Genomic DNA, 16,907 nt, shown 5'->3' with positions numbered 1-16,907 from the left:
ACCGGTCAGCCGTCCGTGCCCGTGCCCGCTTCGGTGGGCGCGGGCACGTCCGCGTCCGCGTCCGGCTCCGGGCAGCCGTGGACGGTACGGACGCACCTGGCCAGCAGGACCAGCCCGCACACCAGCAGCGCCCCCGAGGCGGCCCAGCCGAGGCCCAGCGTGAGCGGGTGGCCGGGCTTGTACCAGGGGCGGGCGGTGGTCAGCAGCCAGCCGCCCACCGCGAGCAGGCCGAGCCCGAGCGCGGCCGGGACCGCGGTGGGGTCGCCGGGGCCGTGGGACGCGTACGGCTTCGGGTTCACGGGACCACCAGCTCCAGGGGCGGATCGGGGCGGCCCAGACGGTCAGGCGCGCTCTTCCCCTATCTTCGCAGGGCCTCGGCCGGTTCGACACGGGCCGCCCGCCAGGCGGGATAGAGCCCGGCCAGCAGCCCGGTGACCAGGCCGGCGAGCGGGGCCGCGGCGACGGTGGCCGGATGGATCACCGGGGTCCAGTCCCGGACGAGGGCGACGGCGACCACGGTCAGCGCGCCCAGCGAGGTCCCGACCAGCCCGCCGAGGGCCCCCAGGGCCGCCGACTCGGTGAGGAACTGGGCCGAGACGTGCCGCCCCCGGGCACCGAGCGCCCGGCGCAGCCCGATCTCGCCGGTCCGCTCCAGTACGGCGACCAGGGTGGTGTTGGCGATCCCGACCGCGCCGATGACCAGGCAGATCCCCGCGAGCAGCAGGAAGAGGGCGCTCAGGTCGGCGGTGACCCCGGAGCGCAGCATCCGCGGATCGGGCGGCGGGACGGCCTTGAGGTACTCGGGGTGGTCGGGGCGCAGCGCGAGCGGGGCGAGGCCGGCGACCTGGCGGGCGGCGCCGAGTTCGGTGGAGATCAGCATGGTCGCGCCGCCGGGCGCGGGCGGCCCCCAGAGCTGCTCGGCGGTGGTGCGCGGGACGAGGACCGACATCAGGTGTTCGGGCCGGCGCCGGAGGTCCGCGACGATGCCCGCCACGGTGAAGGGCTCCTGGCCGATGTAGAGGGCGGGCCGGGTGGCCAGGGTGGTGATGCCGAGGCGGGCGGCGAGTCCGCTGCCGATGACGACGACGCGCTCGTGGCCGCGCTCGGCGAAGTCGTCGTAGAGCCGGCCCTGCTGGAGGGTCGGCACGAGGGCGGCGACGGCGCCGGGGGAGGCCGCGACGACGGCCGCGCCGGTGGTCGGGTCGCCGGCGCCGGACGGCAGGGGGCCGACGGCGGTGTGCGCGTCGAGCCGCACCGTCCACAACACCCCGGCGTGCTCGATGCCGGCGACGGCGCGCAGCCGCTGCTCGGCGTCGGCGGGGAAGGCGGCCCCCGCGAACTCGTCCTGCTGGGCGGCGACGTCCTCGATGCTGACCTCGGTGGCGGTCAGGACGTTGAACCTGGCGTCGATCTGCGAGGAGATGGTGGCCGTGAGGCCGAGCACGGCCACGAAGCTGCCCACGCCCAGGACGGTGCCGAGGGCGGTGAGCACGGCCCGGCCGGGGCGGCGCAGCATCCCGGCGACGGCCTCGGCCAGGGCGTCGCGCACGGACAGCCGGGTGGGTGCGACGGCGCTCAAGGATCCAGCCGCCCGTCGCGGATGGTGACCGTCCGGGCGCCGCGCCGGGCCACCTCGGGGTCGTGGGTGATGACGAGGACGGTCATCCCGGCTCCGTGCAGTTCGTCCAGCAGCCCGAGGACGGACGCGGCGTTCACGGAGTCGAGATTGCCGGTCGGCTCGTCGCACAGCAGCAGCGAGGGACGCCCGACCAGGGCGCGGGCGATCGCCACCCGCTGGCGCTCGCCGCCCGACAGCCGGCCGGGCACGGCGCCGGCCCGGTGCCCGAGACCGACCTGGTCGAGGGCCTCGCGGGCCCGTACGAGGCGGTGGGCGCGCGGGATTCCGGTGTAGAGCATGGCGAGGGTGACGTTCTCCAGGGCGGACCGGTGGGGGAGGAGGTGGAAGGACTGGAAGACGAAGCCGATCCGGCGCCCGCGCAGGGCGGTGCGCTCCCGGCCGGGGAGCGCGGCGGTGTCGATCCCGTCGAGCAGGTACCGGCCGGTGGTGGGGGAGTCGAGCAGCCCGGCGACGTTGAGGAAGGTGGACTTCCCGGACCCGGAGGGGCCGACGACGGTGATGAACTCGCCGCGCCGGACGGTCAGGTCGCAGGGGTGCAGGGCCTCGACGGGCGGCGGCCCGGGGTAGGTGAGACCGACCCCGCGGAGTTCGATCACGGGGCTTTCGTCGTTGCCGCCCGGGCCGTCCGCGCCGCCGGAGGACGGCCGGGGCCGAAGGGACTGACGGGACAGGAGCCTCATTTGGTCTTCCCCCGGGTCTCGCGGGGTGCGACCCCGATCACCACTTTGGTCCCGGCGGCGAGGGCGCCCGCCCGGGCCGGGGCGACGGCCACGAAACCGTCGCCGCTGGTGCCGGTCCGCACCTCGATGCGCCGCTGGGTGCCGTCGGCGGACACGGCGGTGACGACCGTACGTCCGTCCGCGCCCGCCGAGACGGCGGTGACCGGGACGACGAGCGCCTCGCCGTCGGTGGCGGCGGACTCGATGGTCAGCCGGACGTCCTGCCCGGCGAAGCCGGCGGGCAGTGGCTGGTCGGCGCGGACCACCATCCGGTAGCCGAGGTCGGCGCCGCCGCCCGTGCCACCGCTCCCACCGCCCTTGGGGTTCTGTCCGGGGTCCTGCTGCGGCTGCGGTCCGGCGGGCTGCGCGGCGGACCGTTCGGAGGCGACGACCGCCACCGTGCCGCGGACGTCGGTGCCGGCGAGCTCGGAGGAGATGACCACGGTCATCCCGGCACGCAGCAGCTGCCGCTTGTCGTCCTTGAGGTAGGCCTCGACGACGAGCTCCCCGCCGGAGAGCGTGAGCACCGGCCCGGACACGGGGGAGCCCGCGCGGGCGCCGACGGCGCTGACGCGGGCCGGGAAGGAGCCCAGGAACACGGTCTCGGCGGCGGGGAGCATCGGCCCGTCGGCGGCCTCGGCGGCCACGAGTGCGGCCCGGGCCTCGCCGAGGGCCTGCCGGGCCCGCGCGAGCTCCCTGCCGGAGCCGGAGCCACCGGAGCCGGAGCCACCGGAGCCGGGGCTCGCTGTCGCGCCCGGGCCCGGCGTGGCCCCGCCCTTGCCCGATCCGCCCTCCGCGGGCGCGCCCACGGAACCGGTGGGGCTGCTCGCGTCCTCCACGGCCCACGTCGCCGACCGCACGGCCTCCCGCGCCGACTTGAGGGCCGCGCCCCCGTCGGCGACCGCGGGCAGCGGCTCGTACCCGATGGCCCGGTAGCGGGCGGCGAGCGCAGCCTTCGTACCGGCCCCGAAGACGCCCTTCGCGTCGCCGCCGGTGCCGTGCCCGAGCTCGCGCAGCGCCTGCTGCAGCTGTGCGACGTCGTCGCCGCTGGCCCCGGGCTTGAGGTCGCGGTACATCGGCTGCGCGCCGTGCAGGGCGAACACCGGCCGCCCGGACACCTCGGCGATCAGCTGCCCCGCCGTGACCGGGTCCCCGGCCTTCAGCGGCAGTTTGGTCACCAGGGCCGCGCCCGTCCCCTCGCCGGAGCGCACCCCCTGCGGGGACACGGCGACGCTCTGGTCGGCGACCACCGTTCCGCGCATGACCACGGTCTGCGCGAGCACCCGCCGCTCGACGTCCGCGGTCAGGGCCCCCTGTGCGGGCGGGCCGGTCTCCGCGGCCACCTGTGCGGGGGACTTCACCAGCGTGGTCGCCAGCAGTCCGCCGACCGCCATCAGTGCGGCCCCGCCGACGACCGCGAGCACCACGCGCCGCCCGCGCGCGAGTCCGCCGCGGCCGTCCTCCGGGGCCGCCGGGGCCTCGGCGTGCTCCACGACCTGCTCCGGTTCGCTCATCCGTCCGGCCGGCACTTCTTCAACGCGTCGAGGTGGTCGCGCTTGAGCGAGCTCCACTGTTCGGGAGTGCCCTTGCGGTCGTCGATCTGGGCGGTGACCGGGTCCGGGTCCGGGTACCAGGAGATGCCCTCGGCCCGCAGGCACGCGGACTCCTTCTGCGCGGCGGCGAGCTGGGCGGGCTCGGCCGGCTGGGGCTTCGGCGGGGGCGGCAACATCGGCGCGCAGGTCCTGTGCGCCTCCTCGTTCCAGGGCTTCGACTTGTCCTCGCGCGGAGCGCCATAGTCCGTATACACGATCGCGACGCCCTGCTTCTTCAGGCAGTCGTAGTACGCGATTTCCTCCGTGGTCGGGGGCGGACTGTCGCTTGCTACAGGCTTTTCGTCGCCGCCGCCGCATCCCGTCAGTGAAATGCACAGAAGAAGTAGAGGGGTCAAATATCTCGCGTGCACGACAGGCTTCCCTTACGGCGGTAGGAGTGGATTATGCGCATCCGTTTGACGGGTGGGGGAGTGCGCGCGCCAGATAGTAGGGACCCGTGGCCGCTTGCGACAAGTTACCTATCAGACAACAGAAATGACTGTCCATCAGCTGAGAAAGAGCTTGAACCGGCAGGGGGTTCGATGTTGAATCCCCGCCGGGCGGAAATGCGATACCCCGGTCCGCCCCGAACAGCCCGATTTTCACCCGAAGAGTGAGGTAAGCGTGATGGACAACGCAATGCGGAAGCTGACGGCCGGCTGTGTCGCCGCCGTTTCGGTCGGCGCCATTCTGCTGGGCACCGCGGGTCCGGCGGGTGCCTGGGGGCGCGACGGAAATCTGGAGAACCAGGAGTTCGGGCTTTTCTACTGGCAGAACCAGTCCGGCTGTGTCTTCGACCTGGTGACGAATGACCTGAACTTCAGCGACGACAAGTACCAGGGCTCCTGCTCGGCCAGCGGGAACTGGATCAACGACACCACCGAGTCCTACCGGAACCGGGACGTCTACGCCTGGAAGGTCGGCACCGACAAGGACCTGGGCGGCAACGTCGGAGAGATCCCGTCGAACTACGCGGGCAACGCCTCGGCCAACTTCAAGAACAAGATCAGCTCGGCCAAGTACACCCTCCACCCGTAATCCGTAATCCGCAATCCGGAATCCAGCAGAAGGAGTTCCACGCGATGAACACCTCCCGGCGCCGCCGGACCGCCGCCCCGGCCGCCGCGCCGGTCGCCGTCCTGCTGGCGGCCGCCCTCCTGGCCGGCTGCGCCGGGACCGGCGGCTCCGGGGGCGGTGAACCGGAACTCGGTCCCGTCGAGGTGAACCCGGCGACGTCCGCGCTGTCCCTCCCGATGGACGCGTACACGGACACCGAGGCCGAACGGATCCGGATGGGCCAGGTCCAGCAGGCCCTGGTCTCCCGGTGCATGGCCCGGTACGGGTTCGCCTACGAGGGCGTGCGATCGGCCGAGGCCCCCGGCGCCGGGCCCGAGGACCGGCACGCGTACCTCTTCGGCCTGGCCGATCCGGCGTACGCGGCGGCCCACGGGTACGACAAGTCCGCGGGGGAGGGGAGCCCGGCGAAGCCCGCTCCGCCGCAGTTGAGCGACAGCGCGTACGTCGTGATGAACGGCGAGCGGCCCGGGGCCCAGAGCGGCACGGCCCCCGACGCGAACACCGAGGAGGAGGCCGCGCTGGTGGACAGCGGCCTGACGGCGGCGGGGCAGAAGGTGCCGGCCGGCGGGTGCGGGCGCGAGGCGTTCCGCAAGCTCTACGCCCCGACCAAGAACAGCGTGGACCTGCTGTTCACGTTCGGGCTCGCCTCGGAGGCGCACGACCGCTCCCGGCAGGACTCCCGGGTCGTCGACGCCCTCAAGAAGTGGTCGTCATGCATGGACAAGTCGGGATACGCCGGGATCGAATCGCCGTACGACGTCGTGGAGAAGCTCGGCTTGCAGGACGACAAGGGCGGTCCGAAGGCCGTGACGGCGGCCGAGGCCGATGTCGCGTGCAAGCGCGAGGTGAACCTCGTCGGCATCTGGGGCGCGGTCGAGAAGGCGTACCAGGAGCGGCTCGTCGAGGAGCACGCCGAGACGCTCGCGCTCTACAAGGAGCAGCGGGAGGCCCGCTTCAAGCTGGCGGCCTCGCTGGCCTGAGGAGGCGCCCCAGGGGGCCGGGGCCCCTGGGGGCACGCCTGAGGGCCCGGGGGTACCCCTGGCTGCCCGGAGCGCCCCTGGCGCGCGGGAAGCACGAAGAACGGCCCCAGGGCCGGTACTCCACCCCCGAGCGGGGGAGTACCGGCCGTGGGGCGTGTCCCTCGGTCGTGTCTGGTGCCTCGGTCCGAGCGGTGCTCAGAGGACGCGGACGGCGCCCGTCGGCTTGTCGTAGCTGAGGTTGCGCTCGACGATGCCGGTGCTGGGGTTCTGCGCGCCGACGAACTTGCCGCCGCCGACGTAGATGGCGACGTGGTAAGCGCTGCCCTTGGAGCCCCAGTACAGGATGTCGCCCGGCTGCAGGGCGTTCAGCGACACCGAGGTGCCGGCCGAGGACTGCGCCTGGGACATGCGCGGCAGGCTGATGCCGGCCTGGCGGTAGGCGGCCTGGACGAGACCGGAGCAGTCGAACGAGGACGGGCCGGTGCCGCCCATCACGTACGCCTTGCCGACCTGCGCGCGGGCGAAGTTGACGATGGCCGCGGCGGAGCCGGTGGCCGGGGCGGACACGGTGCCCGTGCCCTGCGGGGCGGCGGTGCTCTTCAGCGTCGTGCGCTCGGAGGAGCTGCGGCTGGAGCGCTCGGCCTCGGCCTTGCGGACGGCCTCTTCCTTCGCCGTCTTCTCGGCCTTCTCGGCGTCGGCCTTCTTCTGGGCCTCTTCCTTGGCCTGCTTCGCCTCGGCGGCGGCGCCGGTACGGGCGCTCTCCTCCTGGGCAGTCAGTTCGCCCTCGACGGCCGCGAGACGGGTGTTCTCGGCGGCCACCGTGACGGCGGAGGAGACGTCGGCGCCCAGGTCCAGGTTGAGGACCGGCATTTCGAGCGTCGTCTCGGCCACGGGCTCGGCGGACGGGGACGCGCTCGCCGTGCCGGCCATGGCCAGGGTGCTGAGGACGCCACCGGCAACTCCGGCGCGGACCGCGAGCTTCGAGGCGCTACGGCGGGGCTTCCGGTGGCTGGGTATGTGAGCGGTGTGGGACATGAGGACAACCGCTATCAGGGTGCCCGGGTTCCCTTCAAGAAACGTGGGTTGCGCCACAGTTGCGCGAGAATGGCGCGAACCGGGCGCGTCCGACTCCTTATTGACGCCGTAACGGGCGAATCGGACAGGCCCTCACAGGGCTGTGATCATGGGGTTTCGGAATTAAGTCCTAATTGATCCTTGACCTACCATCACTCCGCACAGATGGCCAAGCCCTCTTTCGGAGGGCTCGATTCAGAGTGGCGCAGGTCACAGCAATGTCACGCCATGCGGACGCTGTGCCCCTCCCGTGACCTTCCTGTGAACGTGCCGAGAGGTTCGTGAACGGATGCACGTGCTCGCGCAGCCCCCCGCGGCGACGGGGGTGCGGGTATCGGAGCGCCCCTCGTGCGGTCTCCCACACCTCGCCGGCGCTCCCGTCCGCCCCACATCCACCCCCGCGCCTGCCCCGTGTCCACCTCCGTACACACGGGCTCCCTCGACCGGGGGACGCCGATCCCCTTATCAGCTCCGCACCCCTCTTGCCAATTTGCCTGCACTGCGAATCGTTTGATAGGGCGGGCCCCCTTCTACCTGCGGTAACAGGCTCAGATGTCACCTTTAGTGATCATGTGGATGCTTCGCGTATGAAGATCACCACTCATCGGGCTTCATGATCGTTCGTCAGGTGGTGGAGATCACAAACTCGGTATTGTTACCCGTGTCGCAGATCACAGACGAGCAGGCATAAGATGCGCACCAGTCCGGCTTGTGAACTGCCTCACATGCGAGTGCTCGATCGGAAGCGCGATCTTCGCGAGGCGGTGCACGCCTCCAGCTACCGCTGGGAGGTGCCCCCGGCCGGCAGCGGTCCAACGGTCAAGGACGACTGGAAGGAGCGAGGAGCGTGAATGCGTACGCGCCCATCCTCGTGCTCGGCGCCCTCGGCGCAGGGTTTGCGATCTTCTCCGTGGTCATGGCCACGCTGATCGGTCCAAAACGGTACAACCGGGCAAAGCTTGAAGCCTACGAGTGCGGCATCGAGCCGACGCCGATGCCGGCCGGCGGTGGCCGCTTCCCGATCAAGTACTACCTGACGGCGATGCTCTTCATCGTCTTCGACATCGAGGTTGTCTTCCTCTACCCCTGGGCCGTCACCTTCGACTCCCTGGGGATCTTCGGGCTCGTCGAGATGCTGCTCTTCGTGCTCACCGTCTTCGTCGCCTACGCCTACGTGTGGCGCCGCGGCGGCCTGGAATGGGACTGAGGGGCTGAATTTTCCATGGGACTGGAAGAGAAGCTGCCGAGCGGCTTCCTGCTGACCACCGTCGAACAGGCCGCGGGATGGGTGCGCAAGTCGTCCGTCTTCCCGGCGACCTTCGGCCTCGCCTGCTGCGCCATCGAGATGATGACCACCGGAGCCGGCCGGTACGACCTGGCCCGCTTCGGCATGGAGGTCTTCCGCGGCTCCCCGCGCCAGGCCGATCTGATGATCGTGGCCGGGCGGGTCAGTCAGAAGATGGCGCCGGTGCTGCGGCAGGTGTACGACCAGATGCCCGCTCCCAAATGGGTCATCTCCATGGGGGTTTGTGCATCCTCGGGCGGAATGTTCAACAACTACGCGATCGTCCAGGGCGTCGACCACATCGTCCCGGTGGACATCTACCTGCCCGGCTGCCCGCCGCGCCCCGAGATGCTGATGGACGCGATCCTCAAGCTCCACCAGAAGATCCAGGGCGGAAAGCTCGGCGTGAACCGGGAAGAAGCGGCCCGTGAGGCGGAGGAGGCGGCCCTCAAGGCCCTCCCCACCATCGAGATGAAGGGGCTGCTCCGGTGAGCGAGACGCAAGAGCCGGAGAACGGCAGCAACGTCCCTGCGCCGCGCGACCAGGGCCCCGAGGTCATCGGCGTCCGCAAGGGCATGTTCGGTGCCGCGGGCGGCGGGGACACCAGCGGCTACGGCGGCCTCGTGCGGACCGTGGCCCTGCCCGGCGCGACGAGCCGGCCGTACGGGTCCTACTTCGACGAGGTGGCCGACGAGCTCGAAGGCGCACTGGAGGAGCAGGACCTCGTCCCCGGGAACGCCATCGAGAAGACGGTGGTCGACCGGGGCGAGCTCACCTTCCACATCGCCCGCGAGCACCTCGTCCGGGTCGCGCGCACCCTGCGCGACGACCCGGCCCTGCGCTTCGAGCTCTGCACCGGCGTCTCCGGCGTGCACTTCCCCGGGGACAAGGGCCGTGAGCTGCACGCCGTCTACCACCTGCGCTCGCTCACGCACGGCCGGATCCTGCGGCTGGAGGTGTCCGTCCCGGACGGCGACCCGCACGTCCCCTCGCTCGTCGCCGTCTACCCGACCAACGACTGGCACGAGCGCGAGACGTACGACTTCTTCGGCCTGATCTTCGACGGGCACCCGGCCCTCACTCGGATCATGATGCCGGACGACTGGCAGGGCTTCCCGCAGCGCAAGGACTACCCGCTCGGCGGCATCCCCATCGAGTACAAGGGCGCCCAGATCCCGGCTCCCGACCAGCGGAGGTCGTACAGCTGATGTCCCCCATCTCGAATGACGCAGAAAACCACGCCTCCGCTCGCGAGACGACAGAGGGCACCGTCTACACCGTCACCGGCGGCGACTGGGACGAGATCGTCCGGTCCGCGGCCAAGGCCGACGACGAGCGGATCGTCGTCAACATGGGTCCGCAGCACCCCTCCACGCACGGAGTGCTGCGCCTGATCCTGGAGATCGACGGCGAGACGGTCACCGAGGCCCGCTGCGGCATCGGCTACCTGCACACCGGCATCGAGAAGAACCTCGAATTCCGGAACTGGACGCAGGGCACCACCTTCGTGACGCGCATGGACTACCTGACGCCGTTCTTCAACGAGACGGCGTACTGCCTCGGCGTCGAGAAGCTGCTCGGCATCACCGACCAGATCCCCGACCGCGCCACCGTCATCCGCGTCCTGCTGATGGAGCTCAACCGGCTCTCCTCCCACCTGGTGTGCATCGCCACCGGCGGCATGGAGCTGGGCGCGACCACGATCATGATCTACGGCTTCCGCGACCGCGAGCTGATCCTCGACATCTTCGAGCTGATCACCGGACTGCGCATGAACCACGCGTTCGTCCGCCCCGGCGGCCTCGCCCAGGACCTGCCCCCGGGCGCCGTCGACCAGCTGCGCGAGTTCCTCAAGACCATGAAGAAGAACCTGCCGGAGTACGACAAGCTCGCCACCGGCAACCCCATCTTCAAGGCCCGCATGCAGGACGTCGGCTACCTCGACCTCACCGGCTGCATGGCGCTCGGCGCCACCGGCCCGATCCTGCGTTCCGCCGGCCTGCCGCACGACCTGCGCAAGTCGGACCCGTACTGCGGCTACGAGAACTACGAGTTCGACGTGCCGACCACCGAGAGCTGCGACTCCTACGGGCGGTTCCTGATCCGCCTGGAGGAGATGCGCCAGTCGTTGCGGATCGTCGAGCAGTGCCTGGAGCGCCTGGAGCCGGGACCGGTGATGGTCGCCGACAAGAAGATCGCCTGGCCGGCGCAGCTCGCGATGGGCCCGGACGGCCTCGGCAACTCGCTCGACCACATCAGGAACATCATGGGCACCTCCATGGAGGCCCTCATCCACCACTTCAAGCTGGTGACCGAGGGCTTCCGGGTACCGGCCGGCCAGGCGTACGCGGCCGTCGAGTCGCCCAAGGGCGAGCTCGGCGTGCACGTCGTATCCGACGGCGGGACCCGCCCCTACCGGGTCCACTTCCGCGACCCGTCCTTCACCAACCTGCAGGCCATGGCCGCGATGTGCGAGGGCGGCCAGGTCGCCGACGTCATCGTCGCCGTCGCCTCCATCGACCCCGTGATGGGAGGCGTCGACCGATGACCGCCAGTCCTTCGAACCAAGGGGTCTCGCTGGGCATGCCCCAGCTGCCGGCCCCCGACTTTCCGGCGGAGGTACGCGAGCGCCTCGAAGCCGACGCCAGGGAAGTCATCGCCCGCTACCCCGACAGCCGCTCCGCGCTGCTGCCGCTGCTGCACCTGACGCAGTCCGAGGAGGGCTACGTCTCGCGCACCGGCATCCGCTTCTGCGCCGAGGTACTGGGCCTGACCACCGCCGAGGTCACGGCCGTGGCGACCTTCTACACGATGTACCGGCGCGGGCCCTCCGGCGACTACCAGGTCGGCGTCTGTACGAACACCCTGTGCGCGGTGATGGGCGGCGACGCCATCTTCGAGGAGCTCAAGGAGCACCTCGGGGTCGGCAACAACGGGACCACCCCCGACGGCAAGGTCACCCTCGAACACATCGAGTGCAACGCGGCCTGCGACTACGCCCCCGTGGTGATGGTCAACTGGGAGTTCTTCGACAACCAGACCCCCCAGTCCGCCAAGGCCATGGTCGACGACCTGCTGGCCGGCCGCGAGGTCTCCCCGACCCGGGGCGCGCCGCTGTGCACCTACAAGGAGACCGCCCGGATCCTGGCCGGCTTCCCGGACGAGCGCGAGGGCGCGGTCGAGGCGACCGGCGGTGCCGGCCCCGCTTCCCTGATCGGGCTGCGCATCGCCCGCGGCGAGTCCGCGCACACCCCGATCGTCCACCCGCGCGGCGAGGCCACCACTGAGGGAGGGGAGTGATGTCGGTGTCTTCCGAACTGAGCAACGGCGGCAATGGGGGAACCTCCCACCCGGAGACCGGCGGCGGGACCAGCCCGGAGAAGCTCCTCGCCCCCGTGCTGTCCGCCTTCTGGGACGAGCCACGGTCGTGGACGCTGGAGACCTACCGGCGCCACGAGGGGTACGAGGGCCTGCGCAAGGCGCTCGCGATGACCCCGGACGACCTCATCGCCTATGTGAAGGACTCGGGGCTGCGCGGACGCGGCGGCGCGGGCTTCCCCACCGGAATGAAGTGGCAGTTCATCCCGCAGGGCGACGGAAAGCCGCACTACCTCGTCGTGAACGCGGACGAGTCGGAGCCGGGAACCTGCAAGGACATCCCCCTCCTCTTCGCCAACCCGCACTCCCTCATCGAGGGAATGATCATCGCCTGCTACGCGATCCGCTCCGAGCACGCCTTCATCTACCTGCGCGGGGAGACGGTGCCCGTCCTGCGGCGCCTGCACGAGGCCGTGCGCGAGGCGTACGCGGCCGGATACCTCGGCAAGGACATCGACGGCACCGGGCGCAACCTCGACATCACGGTGCACGCGGGCGCGGGCGCGTACATCTGCGGCGAGGAGACGGCGCTGCTCGACTCCCTCGAAGGCCGGCGCGGCCAGCCCCGGCTGCGTCCCCCCTTCCCGGCGGTCGAGGGGCTCTACGCGTGCCCCACTGTCGTCAACAACGTGGAGTCGATCGCCTCGGTTCCCGCGATCCTGAACAAGGGCAAGGACTGGTTCAAGTCGATGGGGACCGAGAAGTCCCCCGGCTTCACGCTGTACTCGCTCTCCGGGCACGTCGCCGGCCCCGGCCAGTACGAGGCCCCGCTCGGCATCACCCTGCGCCAGCTCCTCGACATGAGCGGCGGCATGCGCCCCGGGCACCGGCTGAAGTTCTGGACCCCGGGCGGCTCCTCCACCCCGATGTTCACGGACGAGCACCTCGACGTCCCGCTCGACTACGAGGGCGTGGGCGCCGCCGGCTCGATGCTCGGCACCAAGGCCCTGCAGTGCTTCGACGAGACGACCTGCGTGGTGCGGGCCGTGACCCGGTGGACCGAGTTCTACGCCCACGAGTCCTGCGGCAAGTGCACCCCGTGCCGCGAGGGCACCTACTGGCTGGTCCAGCTGCTCCGCGACATCGAGGCCGGCCAGGGCGTCATGTCCGACCTCGACAAGCTGAACGACATCGCCGACAACATCAACGGCAAGTCCTTCTGCGCGCTCGGCGACGGCGCGGCCAGCCCGATCTTCTCCTCGCTCAAGTACTTCCGCGAGGAGTACGAGCAGCACATCACGGGCAAGGGCTGCCCCTTCGACCCCAGGAAGTCGACCCTCTGGGCCGACACGGAGGTGAACGCATGACCGTCACCACTCCAGCGGCCTCCGGGGGCGGAGCGGCGGTTCCACCGGAGAACACCGTCTCGCTGACCATCGACGGGATCGAACTGACCGTGCCCAAGGGCACCCTCGTCATCCGGGCCGCAGAGCAGCTCGGCATCGAGATCCCCCGGTTCTGCGACCACCCCCTCCTCTCCCCGGCCGGTGCCTGCCGCCAGTGCATCGTCGAGGTCGAGGGCCAGCGCAAGCCGATGGCCTCCTGCACCATCACCTGCACCGACGGCATGGTCGTCAAGACCCAGCTGACCTCCGAGGTCGCCGACAAGTCCCAGCGCGGCGTGATGGAGCTGCTGCTCATCAACCACCCGCTGGACTGCCCGGTCTGCGACAAGGGCGGCGAGTGCCCGCTGCAGAACCAGGCGATGTCGCACGGCAACGCCGAATCGCGGTTCGAGGGCAAGAAGCGCACCTACGAGAAGCCGGTCCCGATCTCCACCCAGGTGCTGCTGGACCGCGAGCGGTGCGTGCTGTGCGCGCGCTGCACCCGCTTCTCCAACGAGATCGCCGGCGACCCGATGATCGAGCTGCTGGAACGCGGCGCGCTCCAGCAGGTCGGCACCGGCGAGGGCGACCCCTTCGAGTCGTACTTCTCGGGCAACACGATCCAGATCTGCCCGGTCGGCGCCCTCACCTCGGCCGCCTACCGGTTCCGCTCCCGCCCCTTCGACCTCGTCTCCTCCCCGAGCGTGTGCGAGCACTGCGCGGGCGGCTGCGCGACCCGCACCGACCACCGGCGCGGCAAGGTGCTGCGCCGCCTCGCCGCCGAGGACCCCGAGGTCAACGAGGAGTGGATCTGCGACAAGGGCCGCTTCGGGTTCCGCTACGCCCAGCGCCCCGACCGGCTGACCACCCCGCTGGTGCGCAGCGCCGCCGGCGTCCTGGAGCCGGCGAGCTGGCCCGAGGCCCTGGAAGCCGCGGCGAACGGACTCGCCGCCGCGCGCGGCCGGGCCGGGGTGCTGACCGGCGGCCGGCTCACCGTCGAGGACGCCTACGCGTACGCCAAGTTCGCGCGGGTGGTGCTCGACACCAACGACATCGACTTCCGGGCCCGCGTGCACAGCGCGGAGGAGGCCGAGTTCCTGGCCTCGGAGGTCGCCGGGTACGGGGTCGACCTCGGCGGGCAGTGGCTCTCGTACACCGCCCTGGAGGCGGCCCCCGCGGTGCTGCTCGTCGGCATCGAGGCGGAGGAGGAGGCCCCCGGCGTCTTCCTGCGGCTGCGCAAGGCCCACCGCAAGCGGAAGCAGCGGACCTTCTCCGTCGCCCCCTTCGCCACCCGCGGCCTGGAGAAGGCCGGCGGCACCCTGCTGGCGGCCGCCCCCGGCACCGAGCCCGAGTGGCTCGACGCGCTGGCCTCCCGTACGGGCCTGGAGACCGGGGGCGCCGAAGCCGCCGAGGCGCTGCGGCTGCCCGGCGCGGTCATCCTCGTCGGGGAGCGCCTCGCCGGGGTGCCGGGCGCGCTGACCGCCGCCGTACGGGCCGCCGGGGTCACCGGGGCCACCCTGGTCTGGATCCCGCGCCGGGCCGGTGAGCGGGCCGCCATCGAGGCGGGCGCGCTGCCGTCCCTGCTGCCGGGCGGCCGCCCCGCCACCGACCCGCGGGCCCGCGACGAGGTCGCCACCGCCTGGGGCCTGGACGAACTCCCGCACCGCTACGGCCGCGACACCGGCCAGATCGTCGAGGCCGCGGCGACCCGGGAGCTCTCGGCCCTGCTGATCGCGGGCGTCGAGGTCGCCGACCTGCCGGACCCGGCCCGCGCGCGGACCGCCCTCCAGGAGGCCTTCGTGGTCTCCCTGGAACTGCGGCCCGGCGAGGTCACCGACCACGCGGACGTGGTCCTCCCGGTCGCCGCGGTCGCCGAGAAGGCGGGGGCGTTCATCAACTGGGAGGGCCGGGTCAGGCCGTTCGAGGCAGCGCTCAAGCCCGACCAGATGACCCGCCGGCTCGCCCCGGCCGACGCCCGCGTGCTGCACATGCTGGCCGACGCCGCCGACCGGCCGATCGCCCTGCCCGACGTGCACGCCGTACGCCGGGAGATCGACCGGCTCGGCCCGTGGGCCGGTGAGCGGGCCGCCGGGCAGAGCGCGGACACCGTGGCGCTGCCCCGCCCGGGCAGCGGCGAGGCGGTCCTCGCCGGCCACCGGCTCCTCCTGGACCTCGGCCGGCTGCAGGAGGGCGACGACGCCCTGGCCGGTACCCGGCACGAGGCCAGCGCCCGGCTGTCGGCCGCCACGGCCGCCGAGACCGGCGTCAAGGACGGCGACGTCCTCGCGGTCACCGGGCCGGCCGGCTCCGTGGCACTCCCGCTCCGGATCACCGAGATGCCCGACCGCGTGGTCTGGCTCCCGCTGAACTCCACCGGCTCCGGCGTCCTCGCCGACGCCGGCGCCCGCCCGGGCACCCTCGTACGCATCGGCCCGGCGACCCCGGCCGGGCAAGGCGACACCACTGCGGAGGTGGGCGCGTGAACACCGTTCAACTCGCTGCCGAGGACCTGTCCCTGTTCGGCCAGGACGTCTGGTGGCTCGTCCTGCTCAAGGCGGTCTTCTGCTTCGCCTTCCTGATGGTGACCGTGCTCTTCTCCATCGTGTGGGAGCGCAAGGTCGTCGCCTGGATGCAGCTGCGCATCGGCCCGAATCGGCACGGCCCCTGGGGCATGCTCCAGTCGCTCGCCGACGGCGTGAAGCTGATGCTCAAGGAAGACCTGATCGTCAAGCGGGCCGACAAGGTCATCTACGTCCTGGCCCCGATCATCGCGGCGATCCCGGCCTTCATGGCCATCGCGGTGATCCCCTTCGGGCCCGCGGACGACCAGATCTCCATCTTCGGCCAGCGCACCACGATGCAGCTGACCGACCTGCCCATCGCGATGCTCTACATCCTCGCGGTGGCCTCGGTCGGCATCTACGGCATCGTGCTGGCGGGCTGGTCCTCCGGCTCCACGTACCCGCTCCTCGGCGGCCTGCGCTCCTGCGCACAGATGATCTCCTACGAGATCGCGATGGGCGCGGCCTTCGCCTCGGTCTTCCTCTACTCCGGGTCCATGTCGACCTCGGCGATCGTCGAGGCCCAGGCGGACCGCTGGTTCATCGTCCTGCTGCCGGTGTCCTTCATCATCTACGTCGTCACGATGGTCGGCGAGACGAACCGCGCCCCCTTCGACATGCCGGAGTCCGAGGGCGACCTGGTCGGCGGCTTCAACACCGAGTACTCGTCCATCAAGTTCGCGCTGTTCATGCTGGCCGAGTACGTCAACATGGTCACCGTCTCCGCGGTCTCGGTCACCCTCTTCCTGGGCGGCTGGCGGGCCCCGTACCCGATCAGCTCCTTCTGGGAGGGCGCGAACCACGGCTGGTGGCCGATGCTCTGGTTCGTCCTCAAGGTGCAGCTGCTGCTGTTCTTCTTCATCTGGCTGCGCGGCACGCTGCCCCGCGTCCGCTACGACCAGCTGATGAAGCTCGGTTGGAAGGTCCTGATCCCGGTCTCGGTGGTCTGGCTGATGCTGGTGGCCACCGTCCGGGCCCTGCGCAACGAGGCCTACGACTTCAGCGAGATCGTCCTGTACGTCGGCGGCGCCGTCGTGGCGATCCTGCTCCTCTCCTTCGTCGCGGACGTCTTCCGCGACAAGCGCGAGAAGAAGACGGCGGCCGCCGGGGCGGTGCACGACGCCGAACCCTTCGACCCGCTGGCGGGCGGATTCCCCGTACCGCCCAAGCCCGGCCAGCACCTGGCACCCGTACCGCGCAGGCGGTCCCGCACCGAGCGGGAGCTGATTGTCAGTGGCGGGACGAATACTGAAAGTGACCGAGAGGAGGCTTGAGAG

At 71.3% G+C, this 16,907-nt stretch carries 17 protein-coding genes; 11 read left to right on the top strand and 6 right to left on the bottom strand.

Going from position 1 to position 16,907, the window contains the following annotated elements; translation table 11 throughout:
* Positions 1–5: 5 nt before the first annotated feature.
* The 5 genes from OG386_RS19770 to OG386_RS19750 are packed head-to-tail and all read right to left on the bottom strand — an operon-like array spanning position 6 to position 4,165.
* Positions 6–299, bottom strand: a complete 294-nt coding sequence (locus tag OG386_RS19770; protein ID WP_328789254.1) for a hypothetical protein — start codon at positions 297–299, stop codon at positions 6–8.
* Between the two features lie 59 nt (positions 300–358).
* The gene (locus OG386_RS19765) at positions 359–1,579 is read right to left on the bottom strand and encodes an ABC transporter permease (RefSeq protein WP_328789253.1); all 1,221 of its coding nucleotides are present in this window, start codon (positions 1,577–1,579) and stop codon (positions 359–361) included.
* A complete protein-coding gene (locus tag OG386_RS19760; RefSeq protein WP_328789252.1) occupies positions 1,576–2,319 on the bottom strand; it encodes an ABC transporter ATP-binding protein in 744 nt (247 codons plus the stop codon). The genes OG386_RS19765 and OG386_RS19760 overlap by 4 nt, the downstream gene beginning before the upstream one ends.
* On the bottom strand, positions 2,316–3,872 hold the full coding sequence (locus OG386_RS19755; protein ID WP_328789251.1) for a peptidoglycan-binding domain-containing protein: 1,557 nt from the start codon (positions 3,870–3,872) through the stop codon (positions 2,316–2,318). The genes OG386_RS19760 and OG386_RS19755 overlap by 4 nt, the downstream gene beginning before the upstream one ends.
* Positions 3,869–4,165 carry a hypothetical protein gene (locus tag OG386_RS19750; RefSeq protein WP_328789250.1) on the bottom strand — a complete coding sequence of 99 codons (297 nt, stop codon included), beginning with the start codon at positions 4,163–4,165 and terminating at the stop codon, positions 3,869–3,871. Before OG386_RS19750 ends, OG386_RS19755 begins: the two co-directional genes overlap by 4 nt.
* A 412-nt stretch (positions 4,166–4,577) precedes the next feature.
* Between OG386_RS19750 and OG386_RS19745 the strand changes: the two genes are divergently transcribed.
* Both OG386_RS19745 and OG386_RS19740 read left to right on the top strand, forming a co-directional pair.
* Positions 4,578–4,988: a hypothetical protein gene (locus OG386_RS19745; RefSeq protein ID WP_328789249.1), complete on the top strand. Its 411-nt coding sequence runs from the start codon at positions 4,578–4,580 to the stop codon at positions 4,986–4,988.
* Positions 4,989–5,032: 44 nt separating this feature from the next.
* Positions 5,033–6,007 carry a hypothetical protein gene (locus OG386_RS19740; protein ID WP_328789247.1) on the top strand — a complete coding sequence of 325 codons (975 nt, stop codon included), beginning with the start codon at positions 5,033–5,035 and terminating at the stop codon, positions 6,005–6,007.
* 195 nt (positions 6,008–6,202) lie between these two features.
* Here OG386_RS19740 and OG386_RS19735 read toward each other — a convergent pair whose 3' ends face one another.
* Positions 6,203–7,042 carry a C40 family peptidase gene (locus OG386_RS19735; RefSeq protein WP_328789245.1) on the bottom strand — a complete coding sequence of 280 codons (840 nt, stop codon included), beginning with the start codon at positions 7,040–7,042 and terminating at the stop codon, positions 6,203–6,205.
* 764 nt (positions 7,043–7,806) lie between these two features.
* Here OG386_RS19735 and OG386_RS19730 point away from each other — a divergent pair.
* Genes OG386_RS19730 through nuoH form a run of 9 tightly spaced genes read left to right on the top strand, consistent with a single transcriptional unit; the run spans position 7,807 to position 16,904 of the window.
* Complete coding sequence (locus tag OG386_RS19730; RefSeq protein WP_327383823.1) at positions 7,807–7,932, top strand: hypothetical protein; 126 nt, start codon at positions 7,807–7,809, stop codon at positions 7,930–7,932.
* Positions 7,929–8,288, top strand: a complete 360-nt coding sequence (locus OG386_RS19725; protein ID WP_030010013.1) for an NADH-quinone oxidoreductase subunit A — start codon at positions 7,929–7,931, stop codon at positions 8,286–8,288. The genes OG386_RS19730 and OG386_RS19725 overlap by 4 nt, the downstream gene beginning before the upstream one ends.
* 15 nt (positions 8,289–8,303) lie before the next feature.
* The gene (locus OG386_RS19720) at positions 8,304–8,858 is read left to right on the top strand and encodes a NuoB/complex I 20 kDa subunit family protein (RefSeq protein WP_030162005.1); all 555 of its coding nucleotides are present in this window, start codon (positions 8,304–8,306) and stop codon (positions 8,856–8,858) included.
* The gene (locus OG386_RS19715; RefSeq protein WP_328789243.1) at positions 8,855–9,574 is read left to right on the top strand and encodes an NADH-quinone oxidoreductase subunit C; all 720 of its coding nucleotides are present in this window, start codon (positions 8,855–8,857) and stop codon (positions 9,572–9,574) included. The genes OG386_RS19720 and OG386_RS19715 overlap by 4 nt, the downstream gene beginning before the upstream one ends.
* On the top strand, positions 9,574–10,914 hold the full coding sequence (locus OG386_RS19710) for an NADH-quinone oxidoreductase subunit D (protein ID WP_328789242.1): 1,341 nt from the start codon (positions 9,574–9,576) through the stop codon (positions 10,912–10,914). The genes OG386_RS19715 and OG386_RS19710 overlap by 1 nt, the downstream gene beginning before the upstream one ends.
* Positions 10,911–11,666 (top strand): NADH-quinone oxidoreductase subunit NuoE, encoded by a 756-nt coding sequence (gene nuoE, locus OG386_RS19705; protein WP_030010009.1) that lies wholly within the window; start codon positions 10,911–10,913, stop codon positions 11,664–11,666. The genes OG386_RS19710 and nuoE overlap by 4 nt, the downstream gene beginning before the upstream one ends.
* Positions 11,666–13,051, top strand: a complete 1,386-nt coding sequence (gene nuoF, locus OG386_RS19700) for an NADH-quinone oxidoreductase subunit NuoF (RefSeq protein WP_328789240.1) — start codon at positions 11,666–11,668, stop codon at positions 13,049–13,051. The genes nuoE and nuoF overlap by 1 nt, the downstream gene beginning before the upstream one ends.
* Positions 13,048–15,552 carry an NADH-quinone oxidoreductase subunit G gene (locus OG386_RS19695; protein ID WP_328789239.1) on the top strand — a complete coding sequence of 835 codons (2,505 nt, stop codon included), beginning with the start codon at positions 13,048–13,050 and terminating at the stop codon, positions 15,550–15,552. Before nuoF ends, OG386_RS19695 begins: the two co-directional genes overlap by 4 nt.
* Positions 15,549–16,904 (top strand): NADH-quinone oxidoreductase subunit NuoH, encoded by a 1,356-nt coding sequence (gene nuoH, locus OG386_RS19690; RefSeq protein WP_328789238.1) that lies wholly within the window; start codon positions 15,549–15,551, stop codon positions 16,902–16,904. The genes OG386_RS19695 and nuoH overlap by 4 nt, the downstream gene beginning before the upstream one ends.
* Positions 16,905–16,907 lie beyond the last annotated feature (3 nt).

The sequence above is a fragment of the Streptomyces sp. NBC_00273 genome (genome assembly GCF_036178145.1).
Classification (GTDB): domain Bacteria; phylum Actinomycetota; class Actinomycetes; order Streptomycetales; family Streptomycetaceae; genus Streptomyces.
This window is presented reverse-complemented; position numbering and strand designations above follow the sequence as displayed.

Excerpts from the sequence above, each read along its gene's own strand:
- nuoF (WP_328789240.1), top strand. The coding sequence starts at position 11,666 with ATGTCGGTGTCTTCCGAACTGAGCAACGGCGGCAATGGGGGAACCTCC.
- OG386_RS19720 (WP_030162005.1), top strand. The coding sequence starts at position 8,304 with ATGGGACTGGAAGAGAAGCTGCCGAGCGGCTTCCTGCTGACCACCGTC.
- OG386_RS19740 (WP_328789247.1), top strand. The coding sequence starts at position 5,033 with ATGAACACCTCCCGGCGCCGCCGGACCGCCGCCCCGGCCGCCGCGCCG.
- OG386_RS19760 (WP_328789252.1), bottom strand. The coding sequence starts at position 2,319 with ATGAGGCTCCTGTCCCGTCAGTCCCTTCGGCCCCGGCCGTCCTCCGGC.
- OG386_RS19710 (WP_328789242.1), top strand. The coding sequence starts at position 9,574 with ATGTCCCCCATCTCGAATGACGCAGAAAACCACGCCTCCGCTCGCGAG.
- OG386_RS19745 (WP_328789249.1), top strand. The coding sequence starts at position 4,578 with ATGGACAACGCAATGCGGAAGCTGACGGCCGGCTGTGTCGCCGCCGTT.
- OG386_RS19755 (WP_328789251.1), bottom strand. The coding sequence starts at position 3,872 with ATGAGCGAACCGGAGCAGGTCGTGGAGCACGCCGAGGCCCCGGCGGCC.
- OG386_RS19730 (WP_327383823.1), top strand. The coding sequence starts at position 7,807 with ATGCGAGTGCTCGATCGGAAGCGCGATCTTCGCGAGGCGGTGCACGCC.
- OG386_RS19735 (WP_328789245.1), bottom strand. The coding sequence starts at position 7,042 with ATGTCCCACACCGCTCACATACCCAGCCACCGGAAGCCCCGCCGTAGC.
- nuoE (WP_030010009.1), top strand. The coding sequence starts at position 10,911 with ATGACCGCCAGTCCTTCGAACCAAGGGGTCTCGCTGGGCATGCCCCAG.
- OG386_RS19695 (WP_328789239.1), top strand. The coding sequence starts at position 13,048 with ATGACCGTCACCACTCCAGCGGCCTCCGGGGGCGGAGCGGCGGTTCCA.